Annotated in this window: 16 protein-coding genes and 2 riboswitches; of the genes, 6 read left to right on the top strand and 10 right to left on the bottom strand. The window is 56.0% G+C overall.

From position 1 onward, the window contains the following. Nucleotides 1–25: 25 nt before the first annotated feature. The 5 genes from FrondiHNR_RS08195 to FrondiHNR_RS08175 form a co-directional block, all read right to left on the bottom strand. The gene (locus FrondiHNR_RS08195) at nt 26–415 is read right to left on the bottom strand and encodes a VOC family protein (protein ID WP_279352295.1); all 390 of its coding nucleotides are present in this window, start codon (nt 413–415) and stop codon (nt 26–28) included. A 191-nt stretch (nt 416–606) separates the two neighbouring features. After that, a complete protein-coding gene (locus FrondiHNR_RS08190; protein WP_279352294.1) occupies nt 607–1413 on the bottom strand; it encodes an ABC transporter ATP-binding protein in 807 nt (268 codons plus the stop codon). Next, nucleotides 1410–2192 carry an ABC transporter permease gene (locus FrondiHNR_RS08185; RefSeq protein ID WP_279352293.1) on the bottom strand — a complete coding sequence of 261 codons (783 nt, stop codon included), beginning with the start codon at nt 2190–2192 and terminating at the stop codon, nt 1410–1412. Before FrondiHNR_RS08185 ends, FrondiHNR_RS08190 begins: the two co-directional genes overlap by 4 nt. Next, nucleotides 2189–3223: an ABC transporter substrate-binding protein gene (locus FrondiHNR_RS08180; RefSeq protein WP_279352292.1), complete on the bottom strand. Its 1035-nt coding sequence runs from the start codon at nt 3221–3223 to the stop codon at nt 2189–2191. Before FrondiHNR_RS08180 ends, FrondiHNR_RS08185 begins: the two co-directional genes overlap by 4 nt. After that, nucleotides 3220–3990, bottom strand: coding sequence for a TenA family protein (locus FrondiHNR_RS08175; RefSeq protein ID WP_279352291.1), 771 nt, complete (start codon nt 3988–3990; stop codon nt 3220–3222). The genes FrondiHNR_RS08180 and FrondiHNR_RS08175 overlap by 4 nt, the downstream gene beginning before the upstream one ends. Further along, a riboswitch (TPP riboswitch) is annotated at nt 3984–4085 on the bottom strand. (Overlaps the previous gene by 7 nt.) A 124-nt stretch (nt 4086–4209) precedes the next feature. Here FrondiHNR_RS08175 and FrondiHNR_RS08170 point away from each other — a divergent pair. Genes FrondiHNR_RS08170 through FrondiHNR_RS08160 form a run of 3 tightly spaced genes read left to right on the top strand, consistent with a single transcriptional unit; the run spans nt 4210 to nt 6590 of the window. Then, nucleotides 4210–5466: an FAD-dependent oxidoreductase gene (locus tag FrondiHNR_RS08170; protein WP_279352290.1), complete on the top strand. Its 1257-nt coding sequence runs from the start codon at nt 4210–4212 to the stop codon at nt 5464–5466. A gap of 19 nt (nt 5467–5485) precedes the next feature. Beyond that, entirely contained in the window at nt 5486–5722 is a 237-nt protein-coding gene (gene thiS, locus FrondiHNR_RS08165; RefSeq protein WP_279352289.1) for a sulfur carrier protein ThiS, read from the top strand. A 40-nt stretch (nt 5723–5762) separates the two neighbouring features. After that, nucleotides 5763–6590 (top strand): thiazole synthase, encoded by an 828-nt coding sequence (locus tag FrondiHNR_RS08160; RefSeq protein WP_279354506.1) that lies wholly within the window; start codon nt 5763–5765, stop codon nt 6588–6590. A 76-nt stretch (nt 6591–6666) separates the two neighbouring features. Here FrondiHNR_RS08160 and FrondiHNR_RS08155 read toward each other — a convergent pair whose 3' ends face one another. The 4 genes from FrondiHNR_RS08155 to FrondiHNR_RS08140 all read right to left on the bottom strand — a co-directional run bounded on the left by FrondiHNR_RS08155 (nt 6667) and on the right by FrondiHNR_RS08140 (nt 14680). Next, nucleotides 6667–7932 carry a ThiF family adenylyltransferase gene (locus tag FrondiHNR_RS08155; RefSeq protein WP_279352288.1) on the bottom strand — a complete coding sequence of 422 codons (1266 nt, stop codon included), beginning with the start codon at nt 7930–7932 and terminating at the stop codon, nt 6667–6669. Continuing rightward, nucleotides 7932–8771: a bifunctional hydroxymethylpyrimidine kinase/phosphomethylpyrimidine kinase gene (gene thiD, locus FrondiHNR_RS08150; RefSeq protein ID WP_347567095.1), complete on the bottom strand. Its 840-nt coding sequence runs from the start codon at nt 8769–8771 to the stop codon at nt 7932–7934. The genes FrondiHNR_RS08155 and thiD overlap by 1 nt, the downstream gene beginning before the upstream one ends. Before the next feature lie 52 nt (nt 8772–8823). Further along, a riboswitch (TPP riboswitch) is annotated at nt 8824–8915 on the bottom strand. A 157-nt stretch (nt 8916–9072) separates the two neighbouring features. Beyond that, nucleotides 9073–11277, bottom strand: coding sequence for an invasin domain 3-containing protein (locus FrondiHNR_RS08145; RefSeq protein ID WP_279352287.1), 2205 nt, complete (start codon nt 11275–11277; stop codon nt 9073–9075). A gap of 991 nt (nt 11278–12268) precedes the next feature. After that, entirely contained in the window at nt 12269–14680 is a 2412-nt protein-coding gene (locus FrondiHNR_RS08140; protein WP_279352286.1) for a LuxR C-terminal-related transcriptional regulator, read from the bottom strand. Nucleotides 14681–15433: 753 nt separating this feature from the next. On the opposite strand from FrondiHNR_RS08140, the gene thiE reads away from it, so the two are divergent. The 3 genes from thiE to nadE all read left to right on the top strand — a co-directional run bounded on the left by thiE (nt 15434) and on the right by nadE (nt 18094). Further along, entirely contained in the window at nt 15434–16168 is a 735-nt protein-coding gene (thiE, locus tag FrondiHNR_RS08135) for a thiamine phosphate synthase (RefSeq protein WP_279352285.1), read from the top strand. After that, nucleotides 16158–17147, top strand: coding sequence for an alpha/beta hydrolase (locus FrondiHNR_RS08130; RefSeq protein ID WP_279352284.1), 990 nt, complete (start codon nt 16158–16160; stop codon nt 17145–17147). The genes thiE and FrondiHNR_RS08130 overlap by 11 nt, the downstream gene beginning before the upstream one ends. A 119-nt stretch (nt 17148–17266) precedes the next feature. After that, nucleotides 17267–18094: an ammonia-dependent NAD(+) synthetase gene (gene nadE, locus FrondiHNR_RS08125; RefSeq protein ID WP_279352283.1), complete on the top strand. Its 828-nt coding sequence runs from the start codon at nt 17267–17269 to the stop codon at nt 18092–18094. 10 nt (nt 18095–18104) lie between these two features. Here the strand turns inward: nadE and FrondiHNR_RS08120 are convergent, their stop codons facing one another. Then, nucleotides 18105–18455, bottom strand: coding sequence for a hypothetical protein (locus tag FrondiHNR_RS08120; protein ID WP_279352282.1), 351 nt, complete (start codon nt 18453–18455; stop codon nt 18105–18107). Between the last annotated feature and the right edge of the window lie 54 nt (nt 18456–18509).

Here is an 18509-nt window from a genome sequence, read left to right as displayed (position 1 = left end):
GTGGGCCCGTATCGGGCTACACGGGTTACAGGTCTGCGTAGAGATCAATCGAGTTACCGTCGGGGTCAAAGATTGTTGCGTAACGTTGGCCCCAGAAAGCATCCCAGGGGGCTGTGTGACCCGGATATCCTAGGGCTTCAAGCGCGGCAAATTTGTCGTTGACCGCATCGGCTGTACCCAGATTAAAAGCGAGGGCCACGCGGTGTTTTCCGCTGGGGAACTCATAGTGCGGGTCAAAAGTTTGAATAGTCTGAACGGTGTCCCAGGCAAGACGAACCCCCGCGTTCAATTCAATGTCTACGTGTGGTTGATCCTCAAGGCCCTCCGGAATATTAAGGCCAAGCGCCCGATAAAACCGGAGAGACTCTCCCATATCGCGTGTAACAATACCGATGAATCCAAGTTGTGTTTGCATGTCTTTACGGTAGCCCAGTAGAAACTTCCTCGTCTTGAACGTTTCGGACAGGACACCCCTGAACATACAACGCGGCGAGAGGAAAAATCACAACGCTGTATGAGAGGTGCTTCCCCAGTGAGAGGCGGTTCCCCACGGCTGTGAGAATATGCACGAGTGAGGTGCAGACTTTATAAGGGTGGGTAACCTTTTTAGCCTAGATCGGGCTGTGTGCTGTGGAGCAGGTCAAAGAGTCTGTGCTCGGCGGCCATGACGTCGGGGTCTTTGGCACGAGCGCGCAGATTGATTGGCTGCCCCTGCTTAATATCATCAAAAATGATGTCTGCCACAATACTGGTTGGTCGTGGGGCGAGCGCAACAACTCGGTTCGAGAGGTATACGGCCTCGCGGATATCGTGGGTGATGAGTAACACCGTGACTCCTAATTGCCGACACACATCGCTGAGCCACTGCTGCATGTCGCTTCGGGTGAGGGAATCCAGGGCGGCAAACGGCTCGTCGAGCAGAAGAATCTTTTTTCCCTGTAGCACGGTACGAAGAAGTGACACGCGTTGCCGCATACCACCGGAGAGGTGCTCGGGTTTGGCCTCGGCAAAATCGGTGAGGCCAAAGGTGGGAAGCAGCTCTATTGCGCGTGCGCGGGCCTCGCGTCGCGAAACCCCCTGAATTTGCAGGCCGATGATGGCGTTATCAATCACGCTGCGCCACGGAAAGAGAACGTCATCCTGGGGCATATAGGCGCAGTGCTTTGCGGAATCGCGATGGTCGGTGATTGTTGATCCGTTCAGCGTGACCCGCCCGCTATCCGGCCCGGTGAGGCCGGCCAAGATGGTAAAAAGGGTGCTTTTCCCGCACCCGCTCGGACCGATCAGGGACAGGAAGGCGCCGGAATCTACCTCCAGGCTGAGATCGCGAATCACGGATAACGGGCCGCGTTTTGTCGTAAAGCTTTTTGTGATGTGGGAGAGTGAAATCGCGGTGGGTGGGAGTGAGCTCATGAGTGGCTCTCCTTCGGGGACGAGAGTGTCCAGGGAGCCACGATCCTCTGCACGAGATAGGTGAGGAGAAAGAGGGTCACGCTCATGAGCGCGGTAACAACAACCGCGGCCAACACCAGATCCGTTCTAAAAGAGTTTTTCTGGACGCTCATATAAATTCCGAGCCCAGATTTGGCACCCACATACTCGGCAAAAATTGCCCCCACCACGGCGTAGGTGATTCCTATGCGCAGCGCTGTAAAGAATCGGGGGAGCGCCTGGGGGAGACGCAATCGATAGAAAATCTGCCACCGGGACGCCCCCATGCTGCGGAGCAGGGCGGTGGCGCTGGGGCTCGCGCTTCGAAATCCCTCGATCAAGCCGAGCGCTACGGGGAAAAACGTGACGAGTAGTATAACCAGAATTTTGGGCAGTGCCCCAAACCCAAACCAGATGATCATGAGGGGGGCAATCGCAATGATTGGCAAGGTCTGCGAGGCAACAAGAAAGGGGGTGAGCGCCCGCCTCAGCCCGGGCACAAAATCTACCGCGATAGCGATTGCCCAACTCACAAGTAGCGAGACGGCAAAACCAACGAGTGTTACACCCAGCGTTGCTGAAGCGTGCAGCACAAGGTCATCGCGGTGAGCGATCCCCTGTTCAAGAACCCTGGAGGGAGCCGGCAAAATTTGCGGACGAACACCGCTGAACTGTACCGCGACCTCCCACACGGCGATTAGAAGGGTAGCAAGGATGAGTGCTGGCCAGACAGCACCTATTAGCGTGCGTGACCGCTTCATGAGGCGTCGCGGGGTGGCAAATACTCAGTGGTGTAGTAGGTGGACCAATCGGGTTCTTCGGTGAGTACTTTACCCGTGTCATCGCTGAGGAGGCCGTTCTCGAAGAGGAAACGGGCATACCCTTCCCAGTGCTCCTTTTCGAGCGTACCAATCTGGTTGTTTGCATCGCGGAGCAGTTCCCGTGACAGGATGCGCTGGCTCTCGTGAACCATCTCCTCGTCATCAAAGAACCCGGGATTTGCGGCGATAAGAATATCTGCCGCCTCGTCGGGATTCTCCGCCGCAAATTGGTAACCCTTATTCAATGCCCGAACAAAAGCGGCGGCGTCTTCGGGCGCTTGCGAGAGCCACTCGCGGCCGGCGTCAATTACTACCGCGTATTGCTGGGGGAACCCGTAGTCAGTGTAGTGGAAAAGCCGGAGAGGATTACCACTCCGCTCGGCTTCAACCCCCTCCCATGCAAAGAAAGGGATTGTAAAATCAGCATTGCCGGAGTACAGAGCCTCGTAGGCGGAGGTGCCGAGCACTACGTTCTCAAACGAACCGGTTCCACCGTCATTGCGAATCACCTGCGTGAGCAGGGGGAGCTCAGCGGGTTCTCCAAAGCCGGCATAGGTTTTTCCGTCCAGGTCTGCCGGGCGGGTAATAGACGGGTCGTCGGCGCGGATCGCAATGGCGCTGGCCCAGTCCTGTAGCACCGACATGATCGCCACCACCTGAGCTCCCGAGGCCTGCGCCATGACGGAGGCGTCGTGAAAACTGATTCCCGCATCGGCGTGACCGGCATCGATCAGAGTGTCGGGAAGCACGCTGTTGTAATCGATGAGTTCAACCTTGATGCCCTCCGCCGCGAAGTATCCTTTTTCTTGTGCAACGTAGAGTCCGGTGTGGTTGGTGTTGGGGGTCCAATCCAGGGCAAAGCGAACGGTTCGAGAGCTATTATCGGATACAGAAGTAGCCCCCGCGCATCCGGTAAGCAGGAGTGCAGCAGTCGCCAGGAGCGCGACAAAGCCTGTGGTTATCTTATTCACAAGGCACCCGTTCGCGTTGAGCGTGGCCACGGCTGCCGGTTGAGCGCGGTGTCCCAGAAGAGTAGCTCGTATCGGGTGGCGATCCGGTGAGCCTCAAACATGGCTGCGGTCTCTTCCTCGCTGGCACGGGTGTAAACGCCATCAACAACTTCGCGGGCCCGCCGAACGGAGGACTGGAATTCTTCTCCGTCGTAGGCCGCTACCCACTGGGCAAACGGGTGTTCTGGATCCCGAGCGAGCACATCCGCCGCCGAGGCGGCCAAGCGTGAAGACACATCGGCGTAGAGCCAAAAGCACGGAAGCACCGCGGCGCAACCCACCGCGTAGGGTGCGGTTGCCGCCGTAGCGATGAGATATGAAACATACCCCAGGCAGGTGGGGGAAGCTTCAGTATGCTTGTCTACTCGGGCCTCTGCGGCGTTGTTCGTTGCGAGAATATCCTCGTGCAGGCTCGCCTCCACCACCGCCGCATCGTGAGAGGACTGCGCCCAGAACGCGGCCGTGTGAGGGTCCGGAGCCTTGGCTGCGAGCAGGGCAAGCGCCCTGCTGTACCCGGCCAAGTAGATCGCGTCCTGATGCATGTAAAAATAAAAGTCGTCCAGCGCGAGGGTACCGTCCCCCAGGCGCTGCAAGAACTCTAACGAATCAATTTCCCCGCGGAGATCCGCGGTTGACTCCCAGAGTCGATCGGTGAAGCGCGGGGACACCGAGGAATCTTTTTGCGGTGTGAGCGCAGCATCGCTTAGTGTTTGTGGCGTGCCATCCATGGCGTGGACATCCCTTCGTCAGAATTACCTGAACAGGTTCGTCGGGTGTTATCTCAGCCGCGGCAGAATAATGAGCGGCACCCCGTGTCTGTAAGTTTTCTCTACTTACCGTAACACACATCCCCTGTGGTTAGTATTGTGGTGCGTGGGAGGTCTACTGTGGTGGATGAGGTCCCACTGCGACGGGCCAAGACCCCGCTGCGCGAGTGAGAGGCAAATATGGAACCTGCAACACACCGGATAGACCTGGTGGTGGTTGGCGCTGGAATCATCGGGGCGCTTGCCGTGTGGCGCGCACTACAGGACGGCTTGACCGTGCGATGGTACGACCCCGATCCCGCAAACGGGGCAACATATGCCGCTGCGGGAATGATAGCTCCTACCTTCGAGGCGGCTTTTGGGGAACACGATCTGATGAGACTTAACGTTGAGTCAGCCAGGTTGTGGCCAACCCTCGTGAAAGAACTCGAGCATGAGACGCGGGTGGATATCGGCTTTCGGCGGGCGGGCAGCCTCACGGTAGCCTTTGACAGCGGCGATCTTGAAGAGGCTAGGAGATTGCACGCTCTTCACCGCGAGTGGAATCTTGACTCAGAGATGCTGAGTGCCGCCGAGGTGCGTGAGCGTCTTCCCCTAGCCGGAGCGCATGTTTCCGGCGGGTTGTGGGCAGAAAATGACCACCAAATCAACCCTCGCGAGGTGAGCCTGGCACTCATCGGGGCAATAGCTCGCCACGGGACTCATGTGGAGAAGAAGCGGGTTGCGGCCCTGCTCGTGACAGATGAAAACAGCGAGCAGGCGGGGGTGAATAACCATCAGGTTGGAGAAGAAGATCAGCGGGTTGAGGGGAAACGTCAGCGGGTTGAGGGCGTTATTCTTGAGGGAGGGGTTTCAATCCACGCGGATCGGGTCCTGATTGCGGCGGGTTGGCAGTCATCCTCTCTTGTCGCCGACCTGAGCGGGATCGACATTCCCACCAGGCCGGTTAAAGGTGAGGTGGTGCGTCTCAACTATAATTCCGTTCCCTGGCTGGACACAGAGTTTACCGTGCGGGGGTTGGTGCAGGGACGTCCCATCTATATTGTTCCCCGCAGCGATGGAGAGATTGTTGTGGGGGCCACGACGTATGAACGGGAAGACGACCGCCAAGCAACCGCCGGTGGGATTTTTACGCTGTTACGTGATGCCCGTGCCGTGATCCCTGGCTTGGATGAGGCCGAGATCACCGAGGTAACGGCGAGGGCTCGTCCCGGTTCTCCCGATAACCTGCCCCTTATCGGGAGTGTGGCGGACGGCACGCTGATGGTTGCAACGGGACATTACCGTCACGGAATATTGTTAGCCGCGGTCACCTCTCATCTGATTCAGTGCATGCTGCGCGGGGAAAAGCTTCCCGATTACGCGGAGTCATGTTCCCCGTCCCGATTCACTCAACTCGAAGATCCGGACGCTCGTTATCCGTTATCCGTTGAATAGTTCGATTGAGGCTTTATAGATGAATTTTTCCAGTGATCAAATTTTTACAATAAACGGGGAAGACCAGCTCCTCATCGCCCCCCTCTCGCTTGAATCGGTTGTGCGCACGCTTCTTGACCTGGCGGCGACCGAAGAGCTACCGGGTGGGGTTGCTGCCGCAATTAACGATGCCGTTGTGCCGCGGAGCGGATGGGGAAAACACTCCATCAATGCGGGGGATCGTATTGAAGTTCTTGGGGCCGTACAGGGAGGTTAAAATGGGTGACACATTACGCGGGGGAGAGCAGGCCGCATCAATGTTAGCGTCAGACAGCTCAGCGCCGAGGACAGGTTATCTGGGCGCAGACGATCCGCTGATCATCGCGGAGCAAGAATTTTCGTCCCGATTGGTGATGGGAACGGGTGGGGCACCGAGCCTTTTGGCCCTCGAAGAGGCCCTGGTGGCGTCGGCCACCGAACTCACAACGGTTGCGATGCGTCGGGTGCAAACCGGTGGGGAGGGATCGGTGTGGTCGCTTCTGCAGCGCAATGGCATCCGGGCGCTGCCCAATACGGCTGGCTGTTTTACCGCCTCGGAGGCGGTGCTCACCGCACGGCTTGCACGTGAGGCCTGTGAGACCAACTGGGTGAAGCTTGAGGTTGTAGCAGATGATGTCACCCTGCTTCCCGATCCGGTTGAGCTTCTTCTCGCAGCGGAAAAGTTGGTGAACGAGGGATTTGTGGTGCTACCATACACCAACGATGACCCGATTCTGGCCCGAAAGCTTGCCGATGTGGGCTGCGCCGCCGTTATGCCGCTGGGTGCCCCGATCGGCTCGGGTCTCGGCATCCTCAACCCCCATAATATTGAGGCGATTGCGGCGCACTCCCGGGTGCCGATTATCCTTGACGCGGGTATCGGCACGGCCTCGGACGCGGCCCTCGCCATGGAACTGGGATGCGCTGGTGTGCTTTTGGCCACGGCCGTGACCCGTGCGGCCGATCCCGTGCGGATGGCCTATGCAATGCGTTACGCTGTGGAGGCCGGACGTCTTGCGGCAAACGCGGGGCGAATCCCTCGCCGCAGGGAGGCGCTCGCTTCCTCGCCGCTGGACGGTCGGGCAAATCTTGATTTGGCGCTCTAACCCTGTTTGAGTCCGCGCCCTGTCAAGTTCGTGTGACGGGCACCAGAGGTTGGTTGCTGGCGACCGGCGGTGCCCGTTAGTACCGGGGGATAGAGGGATCTACGTCGAGGCTCCACCTGTCGATCCCGCCCTGAAGATGACGAACTCGGGTGTAGCCCGCGGCATTGAGCATTTGCCGTGCGTAGTCGGATCTGGAGCCGTGGTGGCAGTAGAGCACGATTTCTTCGTCCGGGTGAAGCGCATGCTGTAACGAGGTTGTGTTGTGTAGTTGGTGGAGCAGGTCATTCAGCGGAATGTGCTCTGAGTTTTGGATCACGGCGAGTTCACGCTCGTGACTCTCACGGATATCGATCAGTCGGAACTTCCGCGTGCCCGAGGCGCGCTCCGTAAGAGCCGCGGCAAGAAACGAGCTGCTCCATTCCACGGATTCGTGTGTCTCGGGGAAACCCTCTGAGTCAGTGTGTTCCCGCGAGGAATGATTCTGTGCTCGCGGAGTTATTCCGCAGAGCGCGTCATAATCGTCAAGCTGGGTTACGGGAGTCCGCTCGGGGTCTGGCCCGATGGTGATCTCGCGCCAGCTCATGAGCTGGGCATCATAGTTAACGATCCGTCCCAGCAGGGTGCTGCCGATACCCGTGATGAGCTTGATCGTGTCCGTGGCCATAATCGTTCCGATCATCGAGCAGAGCACCCCAAGAACACCACCCTCCGCGCAACTGGGCACCGTACCCGGGGCTGGTGGCTGAGCGAAGAGATCACGATAGGTCACCCCCGGTAGTCCGTCGTTGGGCGCGGCCCAGAAGGTGGAAGCCTGACCGGAGTAGCGCAGAATTGAGCCCCACACGCAGGGAATGCCCAGGATTTCCGCCGCGTCGCTCGCGAGATATCGGGTGGAAAAATTATCGGAACCGTCGATGACCAGATCGTAGTCTCCAAGAATCTTGATGGCGTTTTTGCTGGTGAGCCGAACGGGATGCAGCCGCACGGTAGCATCGGGATTGCGCTCAAGGATGGAGTCTCGCGCCGATTCACCCTTGGGACGTCCGATATCTTGCGTTCCGTGAATTACTTGCCGCTGAAGGTTTGATGATTCCACTGAGTCATCATCGATGATTCCAACAGTGCCCACACCGGCCGCCGCGAGGTACAAGAGGATGGGACTGCCCAGACCCCCCGCCCCGATCACCGCAACTTTTGCCGCGAGCAAACGCCTCTGAGCCTCCTGTCCAAAATCGGGAATAACGATGTGCCGTGAAAATCTGGTGACCTGTTCCGGGGTAAGTTCATCGCCCGGTTCTACCAGAGGAGGGAGTATGCGTGGGTGTGGGGTTGAGCGGGCCATTAATTATTCTCGTTTCGCTGTGCTGGGTGTGGTGCTAGAGACCACAGATGATGGAAGTGATGGACCGGGCCGCTGCCCGAACCCACCCGGAGTTCATCTGAGTGGGCAATGGCGTCTCGCAGCCACTCGGTGGCCGCAACGAGGGAGTCTTCCCAGTTGTTCGTGCGCGATTGCAGAGTTGCCATCGCGGAGGAGAGCGAGCAGCCCGTTCCGTGGGTGTTCTTAGTGTGGATGCGGGGGCCCGACACCTGAAACGTCTCATGGCCCGACGGGAGCCTATGAACATTCACGAGCGCGTCGGGGCACCTCTCACCGGAGAGGTGGCCGCCCTTCACCAGGATGGTGGTGTTGAAGCGTGTGGAGGCCCGTTTTCCCTGGGCAAGAGCCTCATCCCACGAGGAGGCAACCGGTTCGTTAAGGAGAACCGCAAGCTCGGGGATATTGGGTGTGATGAGAGACGCCTGTGGAAGCAGGGAGCGGAGAGCTTTTTCGGCATCCGTGTCTAGCAGGCGATCGCCGCTTGTGGCGATCATCACGGGGTCGATCACCACGATGGGGGGCGTAACCTCTGCCAACCACTCGCCAACCGTCTGAGCGATGAGGGAGGAGCCGAGCATCCCAATCTTGACCGCGTCAATGGTCACATCATCGCTGACCGCCCTGAGCTGTTCCATAAGAAACGAGGGCGGAGGGGTGTGAACGGAGCGAACCCCCTGGGTATTCTGGGCGACCAGAGCGGTAACCGCGGCCATGCCGTATCCTCCGAGAGCCGCAATGCTTTTGAGGTCGGCTTGGATTCCCGCCCCTCCCGAGGGGTCTGTGCCGGCGATACTCAGCACGCGGGGAGGTCCGATTCTGCGCGGTGGATTTAGTGTGGATTGAGATGTTACAGACCCGGTCAATAGACATTCCCTTCGCTAGTACGAGCTAGAGCAGGTTCAACGGGTTTGGTCTCAGCCCGGTGGGCACCCCGTGTCACTGAGTCCCAGTCTACCGGTGTGTGTTTCCTCCCCACGCATTGTCTCTCCGCTTGAGCCTTGAAGAGGTGAGGAAAGTAATGGAGTGTAAGGAGATTGCCCTGGAATTCTCCAACGGGTGGAGATCTCCAGGGCAATCGATCTTACTCGCTTAAATTACCTCCTAGTGTCGGCGGCGAGTTTTTACTATGAGGGAGGTGCCTGTGACACCAGCGGCCAAGCTTAGGGCGAGGAGTAACATCTGATTTCCTCCGTTTGCTCCGGTGTGTGCTAGTTTCTTAGCGTCTGCGGTGGGGTGCTTAGGGTCGCTATCGCCGGGGGGTGTGGATCCGCTGGGGGGTGTGGGTCCGTCCGGGTTCACCGGGGGTGTGGGTCCGTCCGGGTTCACCGGGGGTGTGGGTCCGTCCGGGTTCACCGGGGGTGTGGGTCCGTCCGGGTCCACCGGAGGCGTAGTCTCGCCGGTGAATCTCACGTTCACACTTCGAGGAGCAGCCACTCCATTTACGGTAAAGCTCACTATTGCAATCCCTTCAGTGGAGCCTGACCTCAGGGCTGCTGAATAGGTCCCGTCATCGTTATTAGTGGTAGACCCTATGCTTCCGCCGGTCGACTGGATAGCGACTTCTCGATCGGCAATTGTGTTTCCCCAATTATCAACAAGCGTTACGGTAATTGTTGAGGTCGAGATCCCATCGGCCACAATTGAGAGCGGGTCTGCATCAATAGAGGAGTCGTTCAAGTTCACGGTGCCGGGGGTTACCTCCATCGAAACTGAAAGGTTTGTATTGGGCGTCATACGAAGGAGGAAGTCATAATTTCCAGATCGGGTGGGTGTCCCAGATAGTATTCCGGTAGCAGACAGGGTCAACCCGGGAGGAAGGTCACCGTCGATAAGCGATACTCTCGGTGCCAGGTTCGGATCCGTTACGAAATTATAGTAATAGGGTATACCCGCGACGCCGGTGTGAGGACTGACAGGAAGGGTCACGAGCGAAAGTACTTCCCAGGAAAAAGCTCTGGAGGCGGAGAGCAGATGGGAAGTTGCCGTAATGTGAACGGTTGACGATCCAAGGGTTTCAACGGTTCCTGAAATCTTGCCGGATGCAGAATCCAATCTCAAACCCTGGGGTAGCCCTGTTGCAGAATAACTTACCGGTAATGAGTCCCCTGTTATCGTTCTTGTTGCGGCCGATAGTGATACCTCCACCGTGTCACCAATCACGTTTTCCTGAGTGTTGATAGTGTCTAGCTCAATGCTCGCGGGGGTGATTAAGGCTAGGTGCTGTTGTGGGTTACGGAAAGACCCACCCACTAGTATTCTGTCCGCGGAGTCGTCGTAGGCAACGGTACGAACATCCGTATCAAAACCGTTTCCGTCTTGGACGTCGAGTGTTCGGTGTAATGTTCCCTGAGGCGTCAACTGTATCAGGCCGTGAGCTGGTTGGGACTGGAGTGAGAATGATTTAAAGTTACCTCCGACAAATACCCCACCATTACCGTCAGGAATTATAGAGTTAGCCCACCCATCAATATTGAGGTCGTATCCCGTTATGCCCCCATTTTCCCCGAGAGCTACCAGTCCTCTGCCCCCTGAACCTGAAAGGCTGCTAAAGGCGCCGCCGATTAGCCAATAATCTCCTATAGTTGCAACGGCCCTAACTTCACCTCCCGTAGCTCGAGTGAACCCTCTATTTCCGTCAGGCCGTAGCCCCGTCATGTGCTGTGATCCTTGCGTCGAGTGCACTATTAGACGACTTCCCCGCTCATTAACCGCAATATTAGACACCGGCCCAATCTCAGAGGGAGCATTAAATGTCTGGTAGTCGACAAATCCCTGGTTAGTAAGCCGTATGAGGGATGCTCGGATGCGATCATTCTGTCGAAAATCGCCACCCACCAACCACCCGTCTCGATCGCGAACAACCTTACGAATAGCACCGTCAAAAGTGCCGTTTATATTGGGAATAAAGCTGTGGTCTATCGTGCCGTCGCCATGAAGCCGCAGTAAGTTATTTATCTGACCAGTGCCAAGCTGCCATTCGTCATTAAGAGTTCCGAAGCGGCCCGCAATCATCCAACCGTCGTTATCTGAAGCGATGCTTAGGATGCTTCCCTGTTCTTCAACTCCATTACCAACGTTGCTGTTAAAAACAGTATTTGGTGTACCGTCATTATTGAACAACCTGAGGGTTTTCCCGTCGGTGGCCAGCCAGTTGTCATTGCCCCGAGCTACGACGGTTGCTGCCTGAGGCAGTTCTTCCCCCATTGCGATTCGGGTATCAAACTCTAGGCCCGTTGTTGCGGCTGAGGCAGAAGATCCCGGGGTAACAATCGCTGCTCCCAACACCATCGCACTCGCGATTATCATGACCAGGGGCTTTAGAACAGCACTATTATCACTCTTTGTTGGTGTGCGACGACCGGTAAACTCACCTTTGCCTCGATCGTGAACTTTTCGCGAGCGCAACTTGACTCTCTCGCTTCTGGTCAGCACCCGTGCGGTGGGCCATATTGAGTATCTCAATTTAGATTTATACCTTTCATATCGCTAGTGGCAAGGATTATGAGGCGATGAGGACGTGCCGTTTAGTGAAGGCTCAGCATTTCAAGCGAAGGATCCCTCTCAACTCTTGTTGGGAGTGTCTCGTACCTGGGTATTCTGTGGTCTACACATAAACGGATTGCCATTTGTAAGCGCCCCAATGTCATTTGACATCCTCAAGCTCACTAAGTTGTTGTTCCAAAAGAATAAAAGTTGCTATCGAAGGTAGCTGACCCTATTCGCCAGGTTGCGTAGCAAATAGGGCGAGACTGCGTTAGTCCATAATGAAGATTCGTAGTCTGTTTCCATGGTCTGCATTTTTTATCCGTGATACCCGGAAACTGTGACCAAGAATTTTCCGATCGGTAATTTCCTCAACCCCATGAGCCACTGTCCCGGGTGCGGCAACAGTTTCTGACGTCGTAGATCCGTGAGTTGATTCGTCTGCTTTTGTTAGTGAGGGGGAAGAGGAAACTCTCATAGAGCAGTTGGGGGAGGCGCATGAAGGCGATTCCGAAGGTGGGATCGAGCGTTCGTTAATGATCGCAACGTTCGAGGGTAAAGACGCAGCAAACGACGAGTAGGGGGTCTGTGTCAGGTCGTCTCAGTCAACCATCGCGGACACACAGTCGATAGTTGTCATGGAAAAATGTGCGTGACCGCAAACAGTGGGATAGGCAAAGACACTCCGAGTCAACCGGGCCCGCACCAGACCCCTCTTTCATCCCTGGCTCATGCATGATCCATGCCCTGAGCGTCGTGATTGTGGATTGAGGCGGTGCTGAGAGCTGGAAATAAGGGTCTATACCAAATCCTCTTAAAAACGCGGCCTTAAAAACGGGGAGAGCCAGGTGCCCGCGGCATCTGCCAAATCACCACGGCGCGACACGCCAACCTTCCTGCAGGCACGTAAGACGTGCTGTTCCACCGTGCGCACTGAGAGAACAAGCGCGTCGGCAATCTGCTGGGAGGTGGACCTATCGGCGAGCATGGAAACAATCTCTAGCTCACGATCAGTGAGCCCGATCTCTTGCACCAGCGGAAATAACATATGGGCTAGGCCCGCATCATCAAGACATAGTGATCCCCACAGCGCCTCAGCCTCGAGGAGCGCTCTCTCATGATCTCCACCGGCTCGATGCATTCGAACCGCGCGAACACCCGCGCGAACTGCGGGTAGTATCAAGCCAGCATCAGCTAGCTTAATTCTCACCCTAGACAGATTTTCCGCAGATGGTTCAATCAGCGCCTCAGCGTAGGTTGCGAGGCTATTCAATAGTGGGCTCTCCGTATTCTGGGCAAGATCGCTAATACGTTGTGCGTGTGCCGGATCGGCATCGTACTCCAGAGCAATCATGCCGACCTGAACGGCACTGGTAATGTGCCCTGCTGCGATGCGTTGTTCGGTGGCTTCCCACGCAGCGCGTGAAATGCCCTCACCGGTTTGTGTGGCAATAAGGTGGGCTAGGTGAGCGGGAAACTGCATGCACACCTCATCCGAGAATCCAAAGCTAAGAGCCTGTTTAGCGTAGGTGATAGACGCGTTAACCTGGCCACGCTCGGAAGCCACCATAGAGGCAAACGCAAACGTGCTTGCAAGAAAGCGTGTGTTGATGTTTTTGGTGCTAGCTGTTGGGGCTAGTGTCGCTAGATGGGTATCGAGAGCGTCTAGCCGCCCCGCCATGGCTAGGCTCAGTGCAGCGACATATGCGTGTCCCTCCGCCCAGGAGAAGTCAAACTCTATTCGAGAGACTTCGTAGTGTTCGAGGGCCCACTCAGCAGCACCTCCAATATTGCCGTCGAGGAACATGATCATCCCGCGTGCCACTTTCTTTGAAGTTTGGATGCCCGTTTCCCCATCGATTGTGGCATCAAGCTGTTGAAAGGCCTGTTGCAGTAAACCCTGTGCAATAAAAAGTTCAACCCGTACGGCTCCCAAGAGTTCTTCCGATAGTGCGTGTTCATTTAGTGCTGGAGAATCCAGAAGATAACTATCGGGGATGCCGCCGGTATTCAAAATAATGTATGCCTCAATAGCTCTGAGCGCGCCGTCAAATGCGGGGTGTTTGAGGCGGCCACGCCGTACAAGAGAAATTCCTTCCTCGGGCATGTTCTGCATAATCGCCACGTGGCAGGCCCACCAGCTCCAGAATAGAACCAACGCCATAGCGGGTCCTTCCTCCGGGGTGAAGACGATAACCCTGTCATGCTCCGCCGTATCTGCTGAGACATGACTGAGCGCAATAAGGTAACGTAACGCGGTCCACGGTGAGGGGTCCGCTAGCCAAGCCGTCCTTCTTCCGGTAACTTCGTTCTCCCAGAAAGAGCGAGTCCGATAGCTCAGCAGCGCGGTCTGAGAACCCGTTACGCGATCAGCGTCTTTTCGGGTCGGACGAAGAGACTTTTGCTCAGTTCTGCTCAAATTCTGACAGATCTCGTATCGCGTGAGAGAACCCCCTTCGTGTTCAAAGTAATCGATCAATAGTGGCGGGTACACCGCAATTTCTTGTTCTCCTCTGACCTCCAGGACGTGGATCAGGCCAAGCTGTTCAAGCGATCGTATCTGTTCCCACAGGGATGAAGATTTAGCTTGCTCTATTGTCATTACTCGTGCCACCGCAAGTGTGTGTAGGGCTAGCACCTCTTTTTCGGACAGGGGAAAAAGATACTGTTGTGCGAGTGCTGTGAATTCAGACTTCCACAAGCAGTCCTGCACCCTCCACGCCGTTCCAGATCGTGATAGAGCGTTGCAGCGTTGCAGTGTCTCTGTTATCGATAGTGCTAACCCCGGAAGACCACCACAAATACTCGTAATTAAACCGAGAGAGGAAGGCTCGAGAGTAAGTTGAAGTTGATCCCGCAAAATACGATCCACGTGATCGTAACGCATGGAACGCATCGGTGCGCAGAGGATCGGGGTCAGATAGGCAGACAACGGTAAGTGCTGCGTCCCGCCGCTGTTGTGGGACCAGGTAGCGATGAGGATGGGTACCCGTGTCTGGTGTCGGACGAGAAGAATCGTCTGAATCGATGTTTCGTCAAGCTTGTCGGCATCATCAATCACCAAGACCGACCGCGGATGTTGAAGTTTCTTAACCAGGATATGCACCGCGCTACGAAGCTCATCCGCGTTTGTCCCTGCGTTTGCTCTGTTTGAGATGAAGGGTGCAAGGGGGACCGCCACCGGCATATCGATGCCCGATATCCTGACAACATTGATGTCTTCCAAGCTCAAACACTCACTGACTATTTGCAGAACTCTTGTCCGCCCCGACCCGGGAAGACCCGATACTTCGACATTTACCCCCTGGTTTAACGACTTGATTATTGGGCCCACTATTGCTCTATCAAATGTGTCCATTGTCCCTACCGGTTAAACTTTTCAATGCGGTCTCGTGATGTAATCTAAACTTCTCGTGTACCCATATGGTCGTGCAAGAGCTTTCACCCCGTTTTGTTCCTGCGACTTTGCTGCTCTGGTTAGGTAACTGAATCAAAATCGTATACGTATATTGCCTCTATATCGCAGATAGCTAGGCATAGTTGCGGTAATACTTCGTAAGAATGAGTATTTGTTCTTCAGTGACTACGTAGTTTAGTAGACGGCTGTGTTGAGGCGAGTTGGAATAATCGCTATCTGTGCTGATACTTTTCCCACATCGGTGTAAGGCGAATGATTGTTCGAGTTGCCCGGCCTGCTCGAAGCGAGCCGGGCAGCGCGAGTGCCTGTCTCTGGAGCGGGTGGTAGAGGATCCACACAGCTATTTCACGTATGTGCCACGATGGTCATCAGCGAGCGGAAACGACCTATCAGCTACTTTTCTCTCGTGGAATATTTATGAGGGTCGCGGAAGGACTTTACACTCACCCTCACGTTTTGCTTTCTCTGACCTTGACACTAATTCTCAACTCATTCGGGTTCTATGAGACCGTTCACAAGGTGTCAGAATAGTAAATTAGATGCCGAATGAAAGGCGTGAAGATGACAAACCATACTGCTGCAATAAAAATCGACCCGCATGCGGTGCGTGAGCGCCTCAGAAATGCCTATGTTTATCTGTGCACTGACGCCCGTGTGGCACAGGGTGATCTGGTTGAATTTGTGACGGATGCGGTTCGCGGCGGTGTTGATATTGTCCAGCTGCGCGACAAAAAACTTGAGGCCGCGGCTGAGAGGGCTGCGTTGGATGTCGTTCGCGAGATCTGCCACGCACACGGTGCCCTTCTCTCTGTTAATGATCGTGCGGATCTGGCTCTTTTAGTGGGGGCTGATATCTTTCATACCGGTCAGGGAGACCTCTCTGTCGCGGATAGCCGCCGCCTGCTCGGCCCCGACGTTATTTTGGGTCGTTCAACAAACACTCTGGAGAGAGCCCTTGTGGCCTCTGAGGATCCCGGTGTTGACTATTTTTGTGTGGGTCCGGTGTGGGAGACACCCACAAAGCCGGGTCGAGCCGCCGTGGGGCCGGGGCTTCTGAGTAGGGTGGCAGAAACGCATCCGGACAAACCCTGGTTTGCTATCGGCAATGTCAATCTCGATAGTGTGGGTCAGGTGATTGATGCTGGTGCTACACGGGTGGTAGTGGTTCGCGCGCTCACCGAGTCGTCTCACGTCCTGAACTCTGCTCGGGAACTTAAGCGGATCATGACGGAGGAGGGTGCAAAATACCCTGAGAATGGGGGGAGAGTGGCAGGGGAGGCACGGGATGGTAGATAGTCTTCAGGGCTGGGTTCCCGATGTGCTGGGTGGGGGATATCAGCAAAGAACCCTTCATCTGGATCAGGACGACGAGGGTCAGGTTGTTACCACTCTGGTGCGTGCAGCGGCCCCCGCGCCGTGGCCTCGGCTGCGCGGAACGGCGCGCCTTACCGACGTTGTGTACGTTCACGGATGGTCCGACTACTTTTTCCAAAAGGAATTGGCCGACTTTTGGCGAGAGCGGGGCGCGCGCTTTTATGCCGTTGACTTACGTAAATACGGTCGAAGTCTCCGGGAAGGTCAGACCCCCGGTTACATTGAGGATTTAACGGTTTACGACGCAGATATCGAGGCTGCGCTCGCCGCTATTGGCCACGGAGCCGGGCAGAAAACATCACGCAAGCTTGTGCTCATGGGGCACTCGACGGGCGGTCTGGTGCTGACCCTGTGGGCGGCTCGTCATCCCAATCGCGCAAGCTCTCTTATTCTTAATAGCCCGTGGTTGGAGCTTCAAACCCGTGAAATTGGTCGTATCGCGTTTGCCCCGATGAACACGACGCTGGTTCGCCTGGGAAGGAAAACGGCCTATCCTCAAATTGACAAGGGGATGTATACAAGATCTCTGCACAAACATTTTGGTGGTGAATGGGAATACGATATGGAATGGAAGCCGGAGCAGTCGTTTGCGATTTATCCGGGGTGGCTCAACGCGATTATTCGGGGACACCAGAGTGTCGCACGCGGACTTGGGCTCACGATCCCAGTTCTCATTATGCTTTCAAAACGTAGTGTGTTTCGCACTACGTGGGACGAGTCGATGCGGCACTCCGATACTGTTCTGAGCGTCGAGGGAGTGGCCAATCGTGCAAAAGATGTGGGCGAGTGCGTCACCCTGGTGCGCCTAACGGGAGCGCTGCACGATGTTTTTCTCTCGGAAAAGTTGGTTCGTGATCACGCGTATCAACAGCTGGATCGATGGATCAGGTCGTACCTATAACCCAGTGGTGTCGTACGTGTGACTGAAACGCTGTGCTTTCAGGTCGAGAATAACCTATTTTTCGGACTAACCTGCTGCGATAAGGGTAATCAGCGGATGCGAACCGGTATCGTAAAAGCATGCGTTTTCACCAGTCTGAAATTATTTCCACGCTCGGGGTATCCCCTCAGATTGATGCAGCAGCCGAGGTTGAGTCTCGGGTGTCATTTCTTGTTGAGTACCTGATATCGGTTCCCGGCTCACAGGGGCTTGTACTGGGCATTAGCGGTGGGCAAGACTCTACCCTGGCTGGACGGCTGTGCCAAATGGCCGTTGAGCGGGTGCGAGAACGAGCAGGGGCTGCTACCTTTTATGCGGTCCGGTTACCCTACGGTGTGCAGGCTGATGAAAGTGATGCCCAATTGGCACTCGATTTTATTCGACCTGACCGCTCGATTGCTTTTAACATCTGGGACGCCGTTGCCGGTGTTGGTTCCGAATTCGATCGCGCGTGCGGGGAGTCCCTGAGCGATTTTAATAAGGGGAATGTGAAGGCCCGGGTACGAATGGTGGCCCAGTATGCCATCGCGGGGCAGTATCGTGCGCTTGTGGTTGGAACGGATCATGCTGCCGAAGCGGTGACAGGATTTTATACGAAGTTTGGCGATGGCGGGGCGGATGTGCTCCCGCTCAGCGGTCTTACAAAAGGTCAGGGACGTGAAATTTTGCGGTACCTGAATGCTCCGGAGCAGCTTTATGTGAAGGAGCCTACTGCGGATCTGCTCGATGATGCACCGGGGCAGACCGATGAGGAAAACCTGGGGCTGGGGTATGAGGTTATTGACGCGTATTTGCGGGGAGAGAGCGTACCCGATCAGGCAGCTGAGGCTATCGAACGCTACTACGCTGCTTCGGAGCACAAACGCCGCATGCCCGTTGTGCCCGGTGATCAGTGGTGGCGAGGGTAAACAGTAGGAGCTAGAGGGAGCGGGTCAGGCTCTCAACGGCATCCTCATAGCGAGAAAAATCACCAATGTGACGATTGCTTGACGTTCCTGCGGTGTGTAAAGCAGCCTGGAAGTACGGCCCGATTGCGTCATTTTTAGGAAAAACATAACCGTGTATTTCTCCGCTGGGGAGGGTGATACGGATGATTCCCGTGCGTAGCGTGGTAGTGAGAAGGGTGACGCAGTCATGGCGCCGGGTTGAGGGGGTGTTGCCCGAGTTGCTGTTGCTTGAGTTGTTGCCCGAGTTGTTTCTCGGGTCGCTATTGCTGCCTTTGTGCGGGGGAAGCCGTGTTGTTCCTGAGGTGGAGTTGAGGGGGCTCATAGTGTTCCTTTCTCGAACGTTGTACCCAGGTTAGGAGCAGCCACTGACGCTGGC

Origin of the sequence: Lysinibacter sp. HNR (genome assembly GCF_029760935.1) — a bacterium.
In the GTDB taxonomy this organism is placed as follows: Bacteria; Actinomycetota; Actinomycetes; order Actinomycetales; family Microbacteriaceae; genus HNR.
This window is presented reverse-complemented; position numbering and strand designations above follow the sequence as displayed.